The following is a 16,853-nucleotide window of genomic DNA, read 5'->3' as shown; positions in this document are numbered from 1 at the left end:
GTATCTTGTGCTACATATTACCAATAATATTGGTAATATTGTGATGAACAATTAGAGTTAGCTCTGTATTAATGCTTAACCTTTGTTTCTTGCTCTAAAAACAGGTTGCCAATATCAAAGAAAAGTTGCATAGTACCTCGGTAGCCAACTTTGGTGAACTGACCATGATCTAAGCGGTCAAAAATGGGAATCCCTTGACGATAGAGAGGAATTTTTAAGCGTTGAGCGATCGCAACTGCATGGGAGTTGCTAATTAATAAATCAGACCCAACCGCCAGTTGCTCAAAGTCTTCCAAATCGCCGATAGTGACGCTATTAATCGGAAGTTTTTCCAGCAGAGGAAAGCGTGTTGTTGTCACTGCTGCGTGAATCTGAACTCCGAGCGATCGCATGAAAGAAACTGTTGACCAAAGTAGATCTGGTTCCAGCGCTAGAGAAACTCGCTTGCAACCAAAGTAAAAGTGATTTTCCAACATCACATGTTGTAACTGACGGCGTTGATGGCGATATTTCTCTGGTACGCTGACACCGCTGATATCCGCCAATGCTTGCAGGAATTTATCTACTGCTGCTAGTCCTGTCAGTTCACCAAATACCTCGTAAGGTATATTGAATCTCTTATCCAAAATTTGCGCCCCAGCCCGCATACTCTCACCTAGTGCCAAAGTGAATACAGAACTGCCAATTGAGCGCAACTGTGCTGCATTTGTGCCATTAGCTGTGATGCCTGCGGCGGGCAAAGCCAACGCACTAGAGTAATCTTCTATATGACTATCTAGTGAGCCAGAAAGGTCAGGTACAACAATAGGTACGAGTCCAAAGGAAGTGACAATTTCTTTAATTTCCTGTACATCCCCTGGTGTGAAGGCAGAACTCGCCAAAATAGTGATTTGTGTGGGACAAGCCTCTTGCTCGGAGCTTTTTTGGGGGATTTCCCTGATTATACTCTCAACTGCACCAGCAAAGCCATCCTGTAATGTACCTTTGAAATCTGGTGTAGAGACAAGCACAATTGGTAAATAATCTAGTTCTGGGTGACGGTGGCGAATCTCCTTGACAAAGCGCCCCATGTCATCGCCTCTGGTTTCCACAAGTCCAGTACTACAAAGACCGATAATTTCTGGTTTGGATCTCTGCACCAAAGTCAAGATTGCTTGTTCAACTCTTTCCTCGCCACCCAAAATGGTTGCAACTTCTGTCATCGCCGTACTGGAAAGGGGAATTGCTTGACGGAAATGCTGTACTAATACTCCCTTAGCCAAAGCAGTACAGCCTTGAGAACCGTGTAATAAAGGCATCATTCCCTTCAATCCCAAAAAGGCTAAAACTGCACCTACAGTTTGGCTTTGCTTGAGGGGATTAACTGCAACTGATGTACTCGTAACGCTAATAATAGCCATCAAATGTCCTCCTCTGGAGAATTTCCTGCTTCCCCATCCTCTGACCACGGGGCTGGCTGGCATACTTGCTCCCACACAGGGTTATAAAAAGCGGCATACAGTTCTTGTGCTACCTCTAAGATTCCGATATAGCCTGCATAGGGATGGTTGCGTTCTTGATTAATGTCTAGAAATGGAATCCTAGCTGTGAGAGAGGTGTCTTGATGGCGTTTATCAGCAATTAACATATCAGCTTGATTTTCGTTAATTATCTGTAGGATTTCTTGAGGACTATTTTCTTCTAGAATTATCCCATCCTGACCCAGTAAACTTTTGACTCTAATTCTATCCTCCTCAGTATTATTCTTAGTACTAATAGCAATAACTTCCATTCCCAATTTCTTAGCTGTAAAGATAATCAACCAACTCTTGAAACTTCCAATAGAAAGAATAACGCGCTTACCTTGCAATCGGGTGATATAAAGAGCAAGTTTCTCTTTTAAAGCGGCAGTTTCTTCTGCAATTAGTTTTTCTGTACGTTCTTGTAAATCAGGATGACCTAACTTCGCAGCAATGTTCCTTAGGCACTGATTGATTTGCTCAACACCATAAATAGACTCTTCAATATAAGGGATGCCATATTGTTTCTCCATGCTTTTTGCCATGTTGATTAGTGCTTTGGAGGAGAGGATCACGTTAAGCTTGGCACGATGGGCATAGCAAACTTCTTTGTAGACAGCATCACCTGTAATTTTTGCCAAAACTCGGATACTTAATTTCTCCAATAACGGTAGAACATTCCATATTGCACCTGCGATGTTGTATTCACCAATTAGGTTAATGTCATAGGGTGTACTAGTATCTGGTTCAGCTGTTCCAATAACAGATGAAAGCATTGCTTCACCAGCAACACGGTTGCCCAAATTTTGGTTCCCAATGAATCCAGGGCAATGTACTGGGATAGTGGGTATTCCTGTTTTCTCAGTGGCATCTTTACAAACTCCCTCTATGTCATCCCCAATCAAAGCGGTGATGCAAGTAGAGTAAACAAATACCGCCGCAGGTTTGTAGCGTCTTTGTAATTCTAAAATACCTTTGTACAGCTTTTTGGCTCCACCAAAGATGATATCGTTCTCATCGATGTCACTGCTAAAGCGTATCTTGTATAGCATCGAACTAGAGGAGAGACTGCTGTAACTTCCCCAAATACTGGCAGCACAGCCACTTGGTCCGTGGACTACATGAGCCGCATCGGTGATTGGTACTAGGGTAATCATTGCACTATCAAAAGCGCAACTCCCTTGAGTAGTGCCAGGTTGGGGTAATTGTGTAGAAGACTTTTTTTTCTTTTGTATCTGCTGCTGACGAGCATCTTCAGAATTTGAGTCACTGAGTGAATCGTTAATTTTTCCTGGTGTGGGATTCATTTGTTTGGTGACAATAAGTAGAAGTTTTTAGGTGTTAACTGAATTTCCAAAGGCTTTTATAGGATTTTATTGATTAACTATGTATCTAAAGCATGGAATAAAAGGGAATGAGAAAGAGAATTACTCATCCCCTAAAACATAAACATCAACTAGGTTAGAGAAGGAGAAAACAAAAACACGAACTAGACTATTAAAGTATTAATCTTGCCCTGTAAGTGTTAGTGTATTAGTGTTATGGCTGTGAAGAAAAAACACGCAGAAGTTAAGATTAGCTATTCTATTACCTCCATTTTAAAGGATTTGTGAGAGAGTGGGCGATTCTCGCCCACCTAATATTTACTTTGTCTTTAGCACCTGAGTCTGAACAAAAACCTTACTTCTTCTAGCTACCGGAAACTATTTCTACATTTCCTTTTTTCAGCGCTTCTAGTGCTTCGCCTTCAGCATCTTCTAGCTTCTTCTCACCATCTGCTTGAGCGTTAGCAGCACCGATCAGTTTTGCAGCATTTTCTTCGCTTTCGAGAATACCAAATTCAATCAACAAATCTTCTAGCTCGTCCATCTCAATCGGTGTGGGAACGGCAAGATTTGTATTGTTGATAATCTTGTCTGCTAATGTCCGGTATTGATTAGCTTGATTGCTATCGGGTGCGTACTCGTTGACAGTCATCCGGCGCAATTCTGCGTGTTGCACGATGTTGTCGCGGGGAACAAAGTGAATCATCTGAGTACTCAATCTGGCCGCTAATGTACTAATCAGTTCGTCTTCTCTGTCAGTATTTCGACTGTTACAAATTAGACCTCCCAAGCGCACGCCGCCAGTATGAGCGTACTTGAGAACACCGCGAGAGATGTTATTAGCAGCAAACATCGCCATCATTTCACCAGAGGTAACGATGTAGATTTCTTGGGCTTTACCTTCACGAATTGGCATGGCGAAACCACCGCACACAACGTCGCCCAACACATCGTAGGATACGAAATCTACATTTGAGTAAGCGCCGTTTTCTTCGAGGAAGTTGATGGCAGTGATGATCCCGCGACCGGCGCAACCTACACCAGGTTCAGGTCCACCAGATTCCACGCATTTGATATCTCGGAAACCATTGATAACTACTTCTTCAAGTTCGATATCTTCCACAGCACCTCGTTCAGCAGCGAGGTGCAACACGGTGGTTTGAGCTTTACAGTGCAGAATCAAACGGGTAGAGTCAGCTTTCGGGTCGCATCCCACAATCAAAATCCGCTTACCCACTTCTGCCATAGCAGCAAGGGTATTTTGGGAAGTGGTAGATTTACCGATACCACCTTTACCGTAGAAAGCAATTTGTCTAATTTTTTCGTCGGACATGATGATTTTTCCTGTAATTGTTTGGTGGGTCTGTCAGTTGATGAGGCGATTGTGCTCTCAAGGTACAGCAGTGACTATGTGTAGAACGTCATTGGAGGTGCTCGTTCTACAGCAAAAAGAGTCCGAATCCAGAGCATATTCAAGTTTTGGTCAGTTTTCGTTGGCCATTAATCATTATTTTTTTATGACTAATGGCTAGAGCGATAAGACATCACTCAAGGAATATTGCAAGTATTACCATCCGCTCACTAAAATGATTTCTCTGGCGGTAGTAATACCAATTGGACAAAAGAAAGCTACAGATTCCAAGCTGGAAACCCAGATTCAATCCGAATTTATTAATTACGTTAGCGTCACGGTAGCGAGTCCGCCAGCGTCATTACGTAGCTTGCTTCTCCCCGTTCGCGTAGCGTCTCGTAGAGAAGGCAAGTATTACGAATTACGAATTGGCATAACTCTATATCTCCTTTCTTCAGCATTATCGGTTGTTGTAATCCCCTGAAGGTTGCTCATACCTAAAGAGTGGTTGCAGCAGGAATTTAAATTTACGCCAAGTTTTCCTTTAACCACACAACCAACCAAGCATTGCAATCCCTCTAAACAGTCGCTACAACTTCCCCGATTTTGCTGATATCATAACCGCCGAGAATTTCAAATTGTGAGTGAACCAGCCGATGTCCCAAAGTACTAAGCAACTGCTGTACTGGTGCTTCTTCTAGATATTCCTTGAGAATCACTAAGTCGTATCTCGATTGATGCAGGGGAATGAATCCCAGCCCAAAGGCGGTAGCTATAGATGCCGTACTAATACCTGCATCGGCAACTCCTAATCCTACAGCTTGGGCGACATCTTGGTGATTTTTGACAATATGGTCAAAGCCTTGGATAGCATGGAACGGTATCTGCTGCTCTTGCAGTGTTTGTTCCAAAAGTAAACGACTGCCAGAACCGATTTCGCGGTTGACAATAGTCGCCCCTGCTACTAAGTCAGTAACTGTTCTGATTCCCTTGGGGTTACCAGACTTCACCAAAAGTCCCTCCTCCCAGACACCAAGGGTAATCAAAACTGCTTCCCTGCCAGCTAGAACATCTCGAACAAAGGGAGTATTATACTCACCAGTCTCAGGATCATACAGATGCATCCCAGCGATGTGCGCCTCACCTCGGCATAGACTATGTAATGCAGCCATGCTGTTGGCGAAGTTAAATTGGACTCGCAGTTGGGGATGCCAACGTTCAGTTGCTCTGGCCCATAGTGAAATCACAGGCGCACAGCCAGCAATCACAATTGTGTTGTGAAGGGTGTCGAGATTATCGTCTAGGAGCCGCACTTGAACTTTATCTGTACCTATCCGGCTCTTATCCTTACCCTTTAGATATCTTGCGGGAACCCCCGCAACTGCTTCACCATCAGCGGGAATCATATCTTGGCGAAAAGCATCTTTGCCAATCAAGGGATAAGCTATCCATTGTCCTCCTACGCGAGCCAGACTGACTCGTAGCGGCTGACCACAGGGAACAGGCTTGGCAAGAACGGCTTCAATTTCAGGTAAATCCCGCTCTAACCAGAATAGATCCTCAACTTGACAGCCAAGCGCTTTGGCCAAGCGAAGTGTTATGGCAACTGAGGGAGCATATTGTCCCGACTCTACACCACTAATAGTCTGACGAGTAACACTAGCGATGTTAGCCAAATCTTGCTGGCTCATGCCTAAGCGAGTTCTGATCGACTTCAAGTTATTACGGAGGTCACTCTCCTGCTTCATTGGCTTTGTCTCTTAGTTTCTAAAAGCCTTAGCGGATTTAACTTGCATTTGTCAAGACGAAAGTGTGGTCTTTGAGTTTATATGATTTCTCTTTGACGACATGACTGTGCTTTCGCTATCTTGATTCCCTATATAAATAGACTATCACAGAAATTGCCAATTTGCTTGCCAAGCGCAAATTATTTTTGCGGGTGGTTGTTTTTTACCTGCTATTATCGCTCAAAAACCCCAAATTCCAATAAACAGAGGATTTGTCTAGCATGAAATTATTATCAATTAAATTGGTAATAAAGTTACTAGAACCTAATTTATCTAACAGTTCAAAATATATAAGGATATACCTCTTATCCCAAACAACACTAATCATCACTATTATTAATGCAACCCCAATTATTGTAGTCATTGATGATTTGGGCGATCGCTTCATGCTGACTGCTACCGGACTCTGGAATTTCTACTTAATGGCTCCGTAAGGATTCGGTCATGCGAAAATTGCTCAAGTTATTGTCATATAACAGTTTGCGAAAAAAGTCCGAAACTCATGTTTTCAATAAACCTTCGGAAAATACCTGAACTTCGGAGCTGATCGCAAATAAAGTTTGGACTAAACGACAAAGCCAATTTTGAAAGCCTCTCTAACTAGGTTTAAAACAGCTGAATTCTTACATGGCTCCATAAGTTGAGAATTCCATTTCATCTGTTAGGTCTTATTTAGCGACAACTCTAGTAGTATTACTGTTTTTTTCGAGAAGAATTTAAGTTAGATATAGTACCTGTTAGGTATTTACTTATACTTCTCAAGTATTAAATATTCAATCTGTAATTTATTTAATTACAAATAATGATTAGAAAAACCTTGGTTAGAAATCAGCCAGAGGTCGGCAAGTTCGTGGGCAAACTGAGGATTTTTGCTGGATTTATAAGACTCAGCTTTGTGATAGCAGCAGTATTATGCTATCAGGATGCGATGTCTACGACGGGCTACGCCTACGCCCAGACTCCCAATCCTCAAACATTACCCTCAGGTCGGTTAGAGGATATTCCTGAGACTCCGTTACCGTCGGATGTGCTGTCCAAGCCACCAGACAAGAATCAATTGCTTCCATCCCCAAAACTACCAAATCAGCCGATTCTAGAGCAGAATGACCCTAATGCCAGATTTCGGGTAGATCGCATTGACGTTGTTGGCAGTACAGTTTTCAAAGCAGAACAGTTTGCCGCCGTCACAGATCCCTTTGTCGGACGGGAACTGACGTTTGCGGAGTTGCTGCAAGTTAGAAATGCGATCACGAAGCTCTACACTGATAAGGGCTATGTAACCACGGGGGCTGTGGTTACACCGCAGACAGTAGAAGCTGGGGTGATCAAAATTCAGGTGATCGAAGGGAGTGTGCAAGAAATCAAGATTATCGGTAATAGACGATTGCACAGTCAATACATTCGCGATCGCATCCAGCTTGGTACTGGAACACCCCTAAATGTGCCACGACTGCTGGAAAAACTCCAACTACTCCGTCTCGATCCGCGCATTCAAAACCTGTCAGCCGAGTTACAGACAGGTGTGCGTCCAGGAACCAATATATTATTAGTCGAGGTTGAAGAAGCAAATACCTTCAAGCTGACTACAATCCTAGATAATGGACGCTCGCCCAGTGTAGGCAGTTTTCGCCGGGGAGTAGATGTACAAGAAGCCAATTTACTAGGCTTAGGCGACACGCTCAGTGTGGGATACGCCAATACCGATGGTAGTAATACAATCAATCTTAATTACACACTACCGATCAATCCCCGCAATGGCACCCTATCCTTTGATTTTAGCCAGGGGTGGAACCATGTTATTGAACGGCCATTTAGCGTACTTGATATTCAGTCGGACATCCAGTCTTATGAATTGGGCTATCGACAACCTTTGGTACAAAAACCAACCCAAGAGTTAGCGGTAGGGCTATCGTTCTCACGCCAGTCAAGCCAAACAGCGTTGGGCATTGATAATATTGGTCCATTTCAACTATCACCCGGTGCAGATGCACAGGGAAGAACTAAAATTTCTGCCCTACGCTTTTTCCAAGAGTATACCCAACGCAGCAATCAGCAAGTGTTTGCGTTGCGATCGCAATTTAGCTTTGGGCTAGATTGGTTTGGTGCAAATGTCAGTGAGGAAGCACCAGATAGCCGCTTTTTTGCTTGGCGGGGGCAGGCACAGTGGGTACGCCAATTAGCACCAGATACCCTATTTTTAGCTAGGGGCGATTTCCAATTCACACCGGATTCCTTAGTACCTTTGGAGCAATTTGGTCTTGGTGGACAGCTAAGTGTGCGGGGCTATCGCCAAGACGCATTACTCACAGATAATGGCCTGTTATTTTCAGCGGAATTTCGAGTACCCATTGTCCGCGCTGCCAAGATTGGTGGAGTGCTGCAACTGACACCCTTCATTGATGTTGGCAAAGCCTGGAATGTCAAGGGCGAAAATCCATCACCGACTACGCTTGTTAGTATTGGGTTAGGGCTGTTGTGGAAACAGGATGATCACTTCTTGGCCCGCCTAGATTGGGGTATTCCCCTGATCTCGGTGGACGGTGAAAGGCGATCGCTCCAGGAAAATGGGCTGTACTTCTCGGTGCGGTATTCGCCGTTTTGATCGAGGCGATCGCCCAGTTGATGGTTGAAGACAATACCATTTTGGGCATCCTAAATACAAAGTATAAATAAAGGCTTGGCGATGAGTGCGACCTCTATTTGGTTGGGTCTGTGCGGTAGAATAGTGCCGTTGATGGTAATGTCACTTTGGTGCGGCTCTGTAACTGCTCAGGTAATTCCCGATAACACTTTGAATACTACTGTATCTCGAAGTGGTGATAACTTCACTATCAGCAACGGTAATCGAGTTGGCAACAACCTCTTCCACAGCTTTAGCCAATTCTCAGTTCCTACCAATGGCTCTGCTTTCTTCGACAACGCCTTAGATATTCAAAATATCTTCAGCCGCATCACTGGCGGTAGTGTTTCCCAAATTTATGAATGGTAGCGCTAATCTGTTTCTGCTCAATCCTAGTGGGATTATTTTCCAGACAAATGCTCAATTGAATATTGGCGGGCAATAGTCTATTAATATCAGGCGGTGGCTCACTGTCTTCGGCTACCTTTGGCAGTGGCTCTAGCGGTAAAGTGACGATTCGCAACACCAACACCATAGTGATCGGAGAAAGCCCCTCTGGACTTTACAGCAACATTAGACTTCTTGCATAAGTCGGGAAAAGGGTAAGGGGAAAGGGGAAAGGTTTTTGTATTTTCCTCCGCCCCTTATCCCCAGAGGGGCCCCACCTTCTCCTTTAACATGAGTCCCTTTGATCACAAGAGTGCAAAAAGCACTTTTGCAAGAGGTCTAGTACTCTCAGTTTTTTTCCCATAAGCAGCGTTTCGGGATTAAATATAGGCATTAGTGGATTGCAAGTGCAAACTGGCAAAACTCTGGCACAGGGCAAAGTTGAGTTAATTGCGTCTCATTCTCCCACCTATGTGCAGCAACCATTAACCTGTGCTGCTTCAGCTAAGAGTTAACCACAAATAAAGTTAGCAACAATTCCATTTTGGGAAACCTAAGTAGACAGATCAAAATGGAGACGAGGTGTGAAAGTAATTTCTGCTAGGTTTGGTTTGATTGGTGGAGTGTTAATATGTGGGATTTGGAGTAGTTGTGCAAATGCTCAAGTAATTTCCGATGGCACTCTCAATACCACAGTTTCTCAAAGCGGCAATAACTTCACCATTACCAACGGCAATCGTGCCGGCAACAACCTGTTTCACAGCTTCAGTCAATTCTCTATTCCTAGCAATGGTTCTGCATCTTTCAACAATGCCGCAGATGTGCAAAATATTTTTAGTCGTGTGACTGGGGGCAATGTTTCTCATATTGATGGATTAATTACAGCCAACGGTAGCGCCAATCTATTTTTGCTTAATCCCAATGGGATTCTTTTTGGTGCTAATGCCAAATTAAATATCGGTGGTTCGTTTATTAGCACGACAGCTAACAGCATCAAATTTGCTGATGGGACTGAATTTAGCGCCATTAATCCCCAAGCTAACGCATTACTAAGTATTAATGTTCCCATTGGACTGCAACTGGGTAATAATCCTTCACCAATACAAGTCCAAGGTACAGGACATTTAGATATCAAGAGTGGTTTTACTCCTGTGATTCGCAATCCTAGCCCAACAAGATTGCAAGTACAGGCAACAAAAACTCTGGCGTTGGTGGGTGGTAATCTGAATCTCGATGGCGCTACCCTGAGTGCGGAAACAGGGCATATAGAATTAGGTAGCCTGGGAGGTTCAGGATTAGTTAGTTTAGTGCCAACCACTCAGGGCTATAAATTGGAGTATGGCAACGGGCAAAGCTTTGGTGACATTCAACTAGCACAAAAGTCACTATTAGATGTCAGTGGAGTAAATGCCGGTTCAGTTCAGCTTCAGGGACGAAATATTCGCTTGAGCGATGGTTCGTTAGTTTTAGCGCAGAATTATGGCAATCTTGCGGGTGGAGACATTCGTTTTCAAGCATCAAAAGCCATTGAGATCCTTGGCGCATCCGATACCACAATTGGGGGTGGGATTAGCAGTGAAGCCTTGAGCATCGGAACTGGTGGGAATATCAGTATCATCACTCCCCAGTTGACACTCCAACAGGGTTCAGTGATCGGTAACTTAGGATACGGAGTAGCAGACAGTGGCAATATTCAGATTGAAGCGGCAGCAATAGAAATATCCGGCTTCAATCGTACTGGCGTGACAAACATTACCACTGGCACATACGGTACTGGGTCAGCAGGTGATATCTTCATTAATGGGGATAGTTTGGCAATATCTGGTGGAGCTTCATTGTCTTCATATACATATGGCAGTGGCTCTAGTGGTAAGGTGACAATTCGCAATCAAAATACCATAGTTATGGGGGAAAGCCCTTTTGAAATTCCTAGTAACATTAATATCACTAGCTTCGCCACCGGAAATACAAAAGATTTGATACTAGATACTGGGAAGTTACAAATCTCAAATGGAGGAACAGTTGGTTCATTATCATTTTTTGCTGGGAATGCAGGAAATGTCAGCATCAATGCTAGAGAGGCGATCGCAATTGGTGGTCGCAGTCCTAACAGTCACAGTAGCATCAACTCATCTGTTATCCGTTTAAGTCCACAATTGCGTCAGTTCTTGCGCTTACCGGATATAATTACGGCAAACGCAGGTAGTGTTAGCCTTACTACACCCAGTCTAATATTGACGGATGGCGGTACTGTGAGTGTTACCAGTCAAGGTAGTGGCAATGGTGGCAATCTGAATATCACCGCAGATAACATCCAATTGCAAAATCAAGGCTTAATCCAAGCACAGACAGAATCTGGTAATGGTGGCAACATCAGCTTACAAGTTGGTAAGTTGTTGCTGATGTGCGATCACAGCAATATTACTGCCACAGCAGGCGGTAATGGTAATGGAGGTAACATCAGTATCAATGCACCGATCGTCGCTGGATTAGAAAACAGCAACATTATTGCTAATGCACTGCGAGGACGTGGGGGTAATATTCAAATTGCCACACAAGGGCTTTTCGGACTGAAGTTTCGTCCTCAACTGACACCAGACAATGACATCACTGCTAGTTCCCAATTTGGGGTTAGCGGCACGGTTCAAGTCAATACCATCGGCGTCGATCCAAATTCCGGTTTAGTAAAACTGCCAGCAAATGTTACCGATCCATCTCAGCAAATTGTCACAGGTTGTTCTGATACTCAAGGCAGTCGCTTTGTGGCAACGGGACGGGGTGGAATACCGCAAAATCCCAATCAGCAAGTAACCAGCGATCACACTTGGGATGACCTGCGCGACTTATCAGCATACCGCAAAACTAGCAATATCACGACTCAAATACCCCCATCCTCAAATGTCCTACTTCAAGCCATAGCTTGGCATCGCCGTGATGACGGCAAAATTGAATTAATTGCCGCTCCCTCTGTCGGAAATAATATACAGCCGTCGCTCACCTGCACGGCTGTGCCAAATTAAACTTGTGCAATGCGATCGCCGATCGCACTCCAAAAGTTAATTAATGTGATATTTAATACCATTTAGGGAATCCTAGCTCCATAGATATCAATGGAAATTAGGTGATGAAACTAACCTCTGTTGGGTTTGGTATAAGCAAGAGAATCTGTAAGATCCTACTACCATTGGGGGCAATCTTCTGTTGGTGTAACAGTGCGATCACTCAGGTAACTCCCGACGGTACTCTCAACACCACTGTCTCTCAAAGTGGCAACCACTTCACGATCATTAACGGTAGTCCCGCAAACAGTAATTTATTTCACAGCTTCCAACAATTTTTTGTTCCCACCAGTGGTTCAGCCACCTTTAATTTAATCAACACGCCCAATATCTCCACCATCTTCAGCCGTGTCACTGGTGGCAGTGTTTCCAAAATTGATGGACTGATTCAAACCATCAACAGCAACAACCCTGTAAGTTTGTTTTTGGTCAATCCTAATGGTTTAATCTTTGGTGCTAATGCTCAACTGAATATCGGCGGCTCATTTATTGGCACAACCGCCGACAGGATTAAATTTGCCAATGGCGCAATATTCAGTAGCAACAAAATGCCTTTACCATCAGCTTTACTGACAATAAGCGTACCCATAGGGTTGCAATTTGGTCAAGCCAGGGGAACGATTCAAGTACAAGGTAGGGGTAATGATGGCATTGTTCCCACCAAGAAATTGGGGATAATCGCCACTCCCGGACAAACACTTGCTCTTGTCGGCGGTGATGTCAATTTTGATGGCGGCGTGATTACTGCTCCGATTGGAAGGATTGAAGTGGGTGCAGTAGGTAGCGGTACAGTCAGCCTCACCCCCATTGCCACGGGTTGGCAACTGGGATACACCCAAGCGCCAGATTTGGGAGAGATCAACTTTACCAACCGCTCCTCCCTGTGGAATCCCAACCCCATCAGTAATACTACTGGCGGTATTCAAGTCGTACGTAGGGATATTACCTTGAATCAATCTCAAATTGCTGGTGCAACTACGGGTAATGGACAGGGGGGAAATATCACAGTTTCAGCAGCGCGATCGCTCTCTTTGGGTGGAGTCAATGCCAAGGCTCAAGCTCCCAGCGCTTGGATTGTCAATCAGGAATAATTTAGGAAATGGTGGCAACGTCACCGTGAATGTAGCAGATCGCCTAACCCTCACTGGTATAAATCAGTTCACAAAAGCTCCGACTGTTCTGGGAACCAATACATTAGGCAATGGTATAGCTAGGGATGTGACAATTCAAACCAATCACTTAGTCATCCAAGATGGTGCATCAATCAGCACAATCACCCAAGCCACAGGCAATGCAGGCGCATTAACTATCCAGGCAAATGATATTTTGATCGAAGGGAAGAATATCTTGAGTTCTGCGATCGCAGCTAGCGCACCCATTATAGATAAGACTGCCAGGCAATTTTATGGTTTACCGGATGCTCCTACGGGAAATGCGGGTAGGTTAAGCATCACCACAAAGCGCCTCACAGTGCGCGATGATGCTTATGTAAACCTGACTAACTCTGGGACGGGTAATGCTGGACAGTTAAGTATCCAAGCAGATCAAGTTTCTTTGGATAACGGTCGGATTCGGGCAAGCACCGCCTCTGGACAAGGTGGCGATATCAATTTAGATGTTGCAAACCTCCTCCTGCTCCGTCATGGCAGTACGATCACAACGAAAGCAGGTGGCAATGGAAACGGTGGCAATATCACTATTAATACTCCCCTGATCGTCGGGTTAGAAAATAGCGATATTATTGCCAACGCTTTTGAGGGCAAGGGCGGCAATATTCAAATTTCCACTCAGGGGATCTTTGGTCTAAAATATCGTCCTCGACTTACTTCTGAAAATGATATCACTGCCAGTTCGGAATTTGGAGTTAACGGTAATGTCCAAATTACTAGCCCTGATGTCGATCCCAATTCCGGGTTGATCCAACTCCCCGGCAATTTAGTTGATCCATCGCAGCAAATTGCCACAGGTTGCGCGAGTCATCAAGGCAGTCGGTTTGTGGCAACGGGACGGGGTGGAATACCGCAAAATCCTAATCAGCAATTGACGAGCGATGTCTACGACGGGCTACACCTACGCACTTGGGATGATCTGCGAGATTTGTCTGCTTACCGAAAAACCAGTGCTGGCACTGCCCAAACGCCTCCATCCCCAAAAGTTCTCGTCGAAGCTACAACTTGGCATCGCAACGCACAGGGCAAAGTTGAGTTAATTGCGGCTCATTCTCCCACACACTTACAGCAACCATTAACCTGTGCTGCTGTTACCAAAAAGTAATGATGTTATCAATCATCCCATTTAGGGAACTCTAACTTGAAATCAGGTAAAGGAAATTTCTTGGTGATGAGAGTCGTACCCTTTCTATTTATATTAAGTGGGTTATTAACTCCAGGGATAATGCGATCAGCGATCGCTCAGGTGACATCCGATGGTACAACTAACACCACTGTCAACCCAAACGGTAATAATTTTAATATTCTTAACGGGATTGAAAAAGGTAACAATTTATTTCATAGCTTCAATAATTTCTCTGTGCCAACTGGTGGTTCAGCGACATTCAATTTAATTAACACACCAAATATTACTACCATCTTCAGTCGGGTTACAGGTGGAAATGTTTCCAAGATTGATGGGTTAATTAGCACGCTCAATAGTACCAATCCGGTGAGTTTATTTTTAATGAATCCTGCGGGGATTGTGTTTGGTAAAAATGCCAGCTTGAATATTGGCGGCTCATTTGTGGGGACGACGGCGAATAGTATTAAGTTTGCTGATGGGACAGAGTTTAGTGCGACAAATCTGACGGGCACACCTTTGTTAACCATTAGTGTGCCGATCGGCTTACAAATGGGGCAAAATCCAGGGGCGATCACGGTGCAAAACACCGGACATCGGTTAACTAGAGGACTTGTAACACCGATAAATCAGAGCAGCAATCCAGTCGGATTAGCGGTGCAACCCGATAATATCCTTGCCCTGATTGGCGGAGAAATCAACTTAGTCGGTGGGGTTCTTGTGGCACCTTCGGGACAAATTGAACTTAGCAGTAGCAAGGCAGGGATTGTGGACATCAACACGACATCCGACCGATGGAAGTTTGACTATAGCAATATATCCCAATTTGCAAATATTCATTTGTCCCAGCAAGCACTCGTTAATGCAAGTGGTTCACCGGCAGGATCACTACGGTTCCAAGGACAGAATATTAGCGTGTTAGAAGGGTCTGTTGCCCTTCTAGAAAATTTTGGCAGTGCAGGATTAGGCAATTTGGTGGTTAATGCGAGTGGGACATTAGTCCTGGGGCAAACAGGAGTTTATGGGTTTGCGAACAGTCAATTGATTAGCGACAATTTAGGGAGTGGCAACGGCAACAACATTCTGGTCTCTGCCCAAAAATTGCAGATTCAAGACGGTGGCGAAATTGCTGCGAGAACCTTTGGTGCGGGGATTGGTGGCAACATCAGCGTGAATGTCTCAGGTCTGACAACGTTAGAGGGATGGTCTGCTGTAGATCCGAGTCTGGCTAGTGCCATCAGTGAGAAAACTTTCGGGTCTGCAAGGGGAGGTGATATTAGAGTTTCAACCAATCAACTAAGGGTGACCAATGGTGCTGTAATTACCAATACTCCATTAAGCAAAGCGGCGGCAGGGGATGTTACGGTTCATGCCAATGACTCGATTGAATTGATTGGAGAAAACCCCCTGGCTCGCATTCCGAGTGCGATTAGTTCTATTGCCTTTAACCAAGGGAATGGTGGCAATCTCAATATTACGACTTCCAGGCTGACGCTGCGCGATGGGGGTGTTGTAAATGCTACTACCGTTGCTGCTGGGAATAATGGTAGAATCAGCGTCACCGCGCTAGATCGCGTCGAAGTCAGTGGGGTGAATTCGATCAGCGGTCGTCAGAGCAGACTCGCCTCAGCTGCTAACACTCCGAATGGAAGAATTTTTAATATTGCTTTTCCTCTCACTGGGAATGCCGGAGGTGTTTTACTGAATACACCGCTCTTGTATGTTAGCGATCGCGGCATTGTGGGAGTCGAAAATCAAGGGAGCGGGAATGCAGGACAGTTAATCATCAATGCCGATCGTGTCATGCTTGACCGACAAGGTATAGTCACGGCTACAACCGCATCGGGTAAGGGAGGTGATATCACGCTGAACCTCGGAAAACTTCTTTTGCTGCGCCATCAAAGTATCATTACCACTACGGCGGGAGGAAGCGGTAAAGGTGGCAACATTACAATAAATGCACCAATTATTGCTGGCTTTGAAAATAGCGATATTATTGCCAATGCCGTGAATGGTCAGGGGGGCAATATCCAAATCACGACGCAGGGCATCTTTGGGCTGAAGTTTCGCCCCCAACTCACAACAGAAAATGATATCACCGCCAGTTCCCAGTTTGGGGTCAACGGAAACGTGCAAATTACTAGCTCTGATGTTGACCCCAACTCTGGTTTAGTGCAATTACCAGAGAATGTAACTGATCCATCGCAGCAAATTGCTACAGGTTGTGCGAATAAAAATGGTAGTAGTTTTGTGGCAACGGGACGGGGTGGTGTGCCGCAAAATCCAGCACAGGAAGTGAGGAGCGATGTCTACGACGGGCTACACCTACGCACTTGGTCTGATATCCGCGATCTCTCTGAATACCGCAAAACAGGCGAAGTGACAGTACAAATACTACCACTCCCAGAGACTCTTATCCCAGCTACTTCCTGGCATCGCAATGCCCAAGGCAAAGTTGAGTTAGTTGCAGATAAATCCTCTACTCAGGTGCAATCATCTTTAAGCTGTGCTGCTGTCCCTAAAAGTTAATCAT

11 protein-coding genes and 1 pseudogene are annotated in these 16,853 nt (G+C 44.6%); 8 read left to right on the top strand and 4 right to left on the bottom strand.

Translation table 11 applies throughout. From position 1 onward, the window contains the following. Positions 1 to 68 precede the first annotated feature (68 nt). From nifN to nifH, 3 genes are all read right to left on the bottom strand, one after another. A complete protein-coding gene (gene nifN, locus V7K85_RS35070; protein WP_334821102.1) occupies positions 69 to 1,400 on the bottom strand; it encodes a nitrogenase iron-molybdenum cofactor biosynthesis protein NifN in 1,332 nt (443 codons plus the stop codon). Next, positions 1,400 to 2,806, bottom strand: coding sequence for a nitrogenase iron-molybdenum cofactor biosynthesis protein NifE (gene nifE / locus V7K85_RS35065; RefSeq protein ID WP_334821100.1), 1,407 nt, complete (start codon positions 2,804 to 2,806; stop codon positions 1,400 to 1,402). The genes nifN and nifE overlap by 1 nt, the downstream gene beginning before the upstream one ends. 382 nt (positions 2,807 to 3,188) lie before the next feature. After that, on the bottom strand, positions 3,189 to 4,157 hold the full coding sequence (nifH, locus tag V7K85_RS35060) for a nitrogenase iron protein (protein ID WP_334821098.1): 969 nt from the start codon (positions 4,155 to 4,157) through the stop codon (positions 3,189 to 3,191). A gap of 253 nt (positions 4,158 to 4,410) precedes the next feature. Between nifH and V7K85_RS35055 the strand changes: the two genes are divergently transcribed. Further along, positions 4,411 to 4,659: a hypothetical protein gene (locus tag V7K85_RS35055; protein WP_334821095.1), complete on the top strand. Its 249-nt coding sequence runs from the start codon at positions 4,411 to 4,413 to the stop codon at positions 4,657 to 4,659. Positions 4,660 to 4,753: 94 nt separating this feature from the next. Here the strand turns inward: V7K85_RS35055 and V7K85_RS35050 are convergent, their stop codons facing one another. Continuing rightward, the gene (locus V7K85_RS35050) at positions 4,754 to 5,923 is read right to left on the bottom strand and encodes a substrate-binding domain-containing protein (protein WP_334821093.1); all 1,170 of its coding nucleotides are present in this window, start codon (positions 5,921 to 5,923) and stop codon (positions 4,754 to 4,756) included. A 260-nt stretch (positions 5,924 to 6,183) separates the two neighbouring features. Here V7K85_RS35050 and V7K85_RS35045 point away from each other — a divergent pair, with 260 nt between their 5' ends. From V7K85_RS35045 to V7K85_RS35015, 7 genes and pseudogenes are all read left to right on the top strand, one after another. Continuing rightward, positions 6,184 to 6,396, top strand: a complete 213-nt coding sequence (locus V7K85_RS35045) for a hypothetical protein (RefSeq protein ID WP_334821147.1) — start codon at positions 6,184 to 6,186, stop codon at positions 6,394 to 6,396. A 368-nt stretch (positions 6,397 to 6,764) separates the two neighbouring features. Next, positions 6,765 to 8,564, top strand: coding sequence for a ShlB/FhaC/HecB family hemolysin secretion/activation protein (locus V7K85_RS35040; protein ID WP_334821091.1), 1,800 nt, complete (start codon positions 6,765 to 6,767; stop codon positions 8,562 to 8,564). Between the two features lie 132 nt (positions 8,565 to 8,696). Further along, positions 8,697 to 9,021 (top strand): annotated as a pseudogene (locus tag V7K85_RS35035) (two-partner secretion domain-containing protein); the annotation flags it as partial. A gap of 532 nt (positions 9,022 to 9,553) precedes the next feature. Beyond that, complete coding sequence (locus tag V7K85_RS35030; RefSeq protein WP_334821089.1) at positions 9,554 to 11,989, top strand: two-partner secretion domain-containing protein; 2,436 nt, start codon at positions 9,554 to 9,556, stop codon at positions 11,987 to 11,989. A gap of 104 nt (positions 11,990 to 12,093) precedes the next feature. Beyond that, positions 12,094 to 13,119: a filamentous hemagglutinin N-terminal domain-containing protein gene (locus tag V7K85_RS35025; RefSeq protein ID WP_334821087.1), complete on the top strand. Its 1,026-nt coding sequence runs from the start codon at positions 12,094 to 12,096 to the stop codon at positions 13,117 to 13,119. Further along, positions 13,073 to 14,302 carry an S-layer family protein gene (locus V7K85_RS35020; protein WP_334821084.1) on the top strand — a complete coding sequence of 410 codons (1,230 nt, stop codon included), beginning with the start codon at positions 13,073 to 13,075 and terminating at the stop codon, positions 14,300 to 14,302. Before V7K85_RS35025 ends, V7K85_RS35020 begins: the two co-directional genes overlap by 47 nt. 66 nt (positions 14,303 to 14,368) lie before the next feature. Beyond that, the gene (locus tag V7K85_RS35015; RefSeq protein WP_334821142.1) at positions 14,369 to 16,849 is read left to right on the top strand and encodes an S-layer family protein; all 2,481 of its coding nucleotides are present in this window, start codon (positions 14,369 to 14,371) and stop codon (positions 16,847 to 16,849) included. Positions 16,850 to 16,853: the final 4 nt, after the last annotated feature.

The sequence above is a fragment of the Nostoc sp. genome (genome assembly GCF_036917615.1).
Classification (GTDB): domain Bacteria; phylum Cyanobacteriota; class Cyanobacteriia; order Cyanobacteriales; family Nostocaceae; genus Nostoc.
This window is presented reverse-complemented; position numbering and strand designations above follow the sequence as displayed.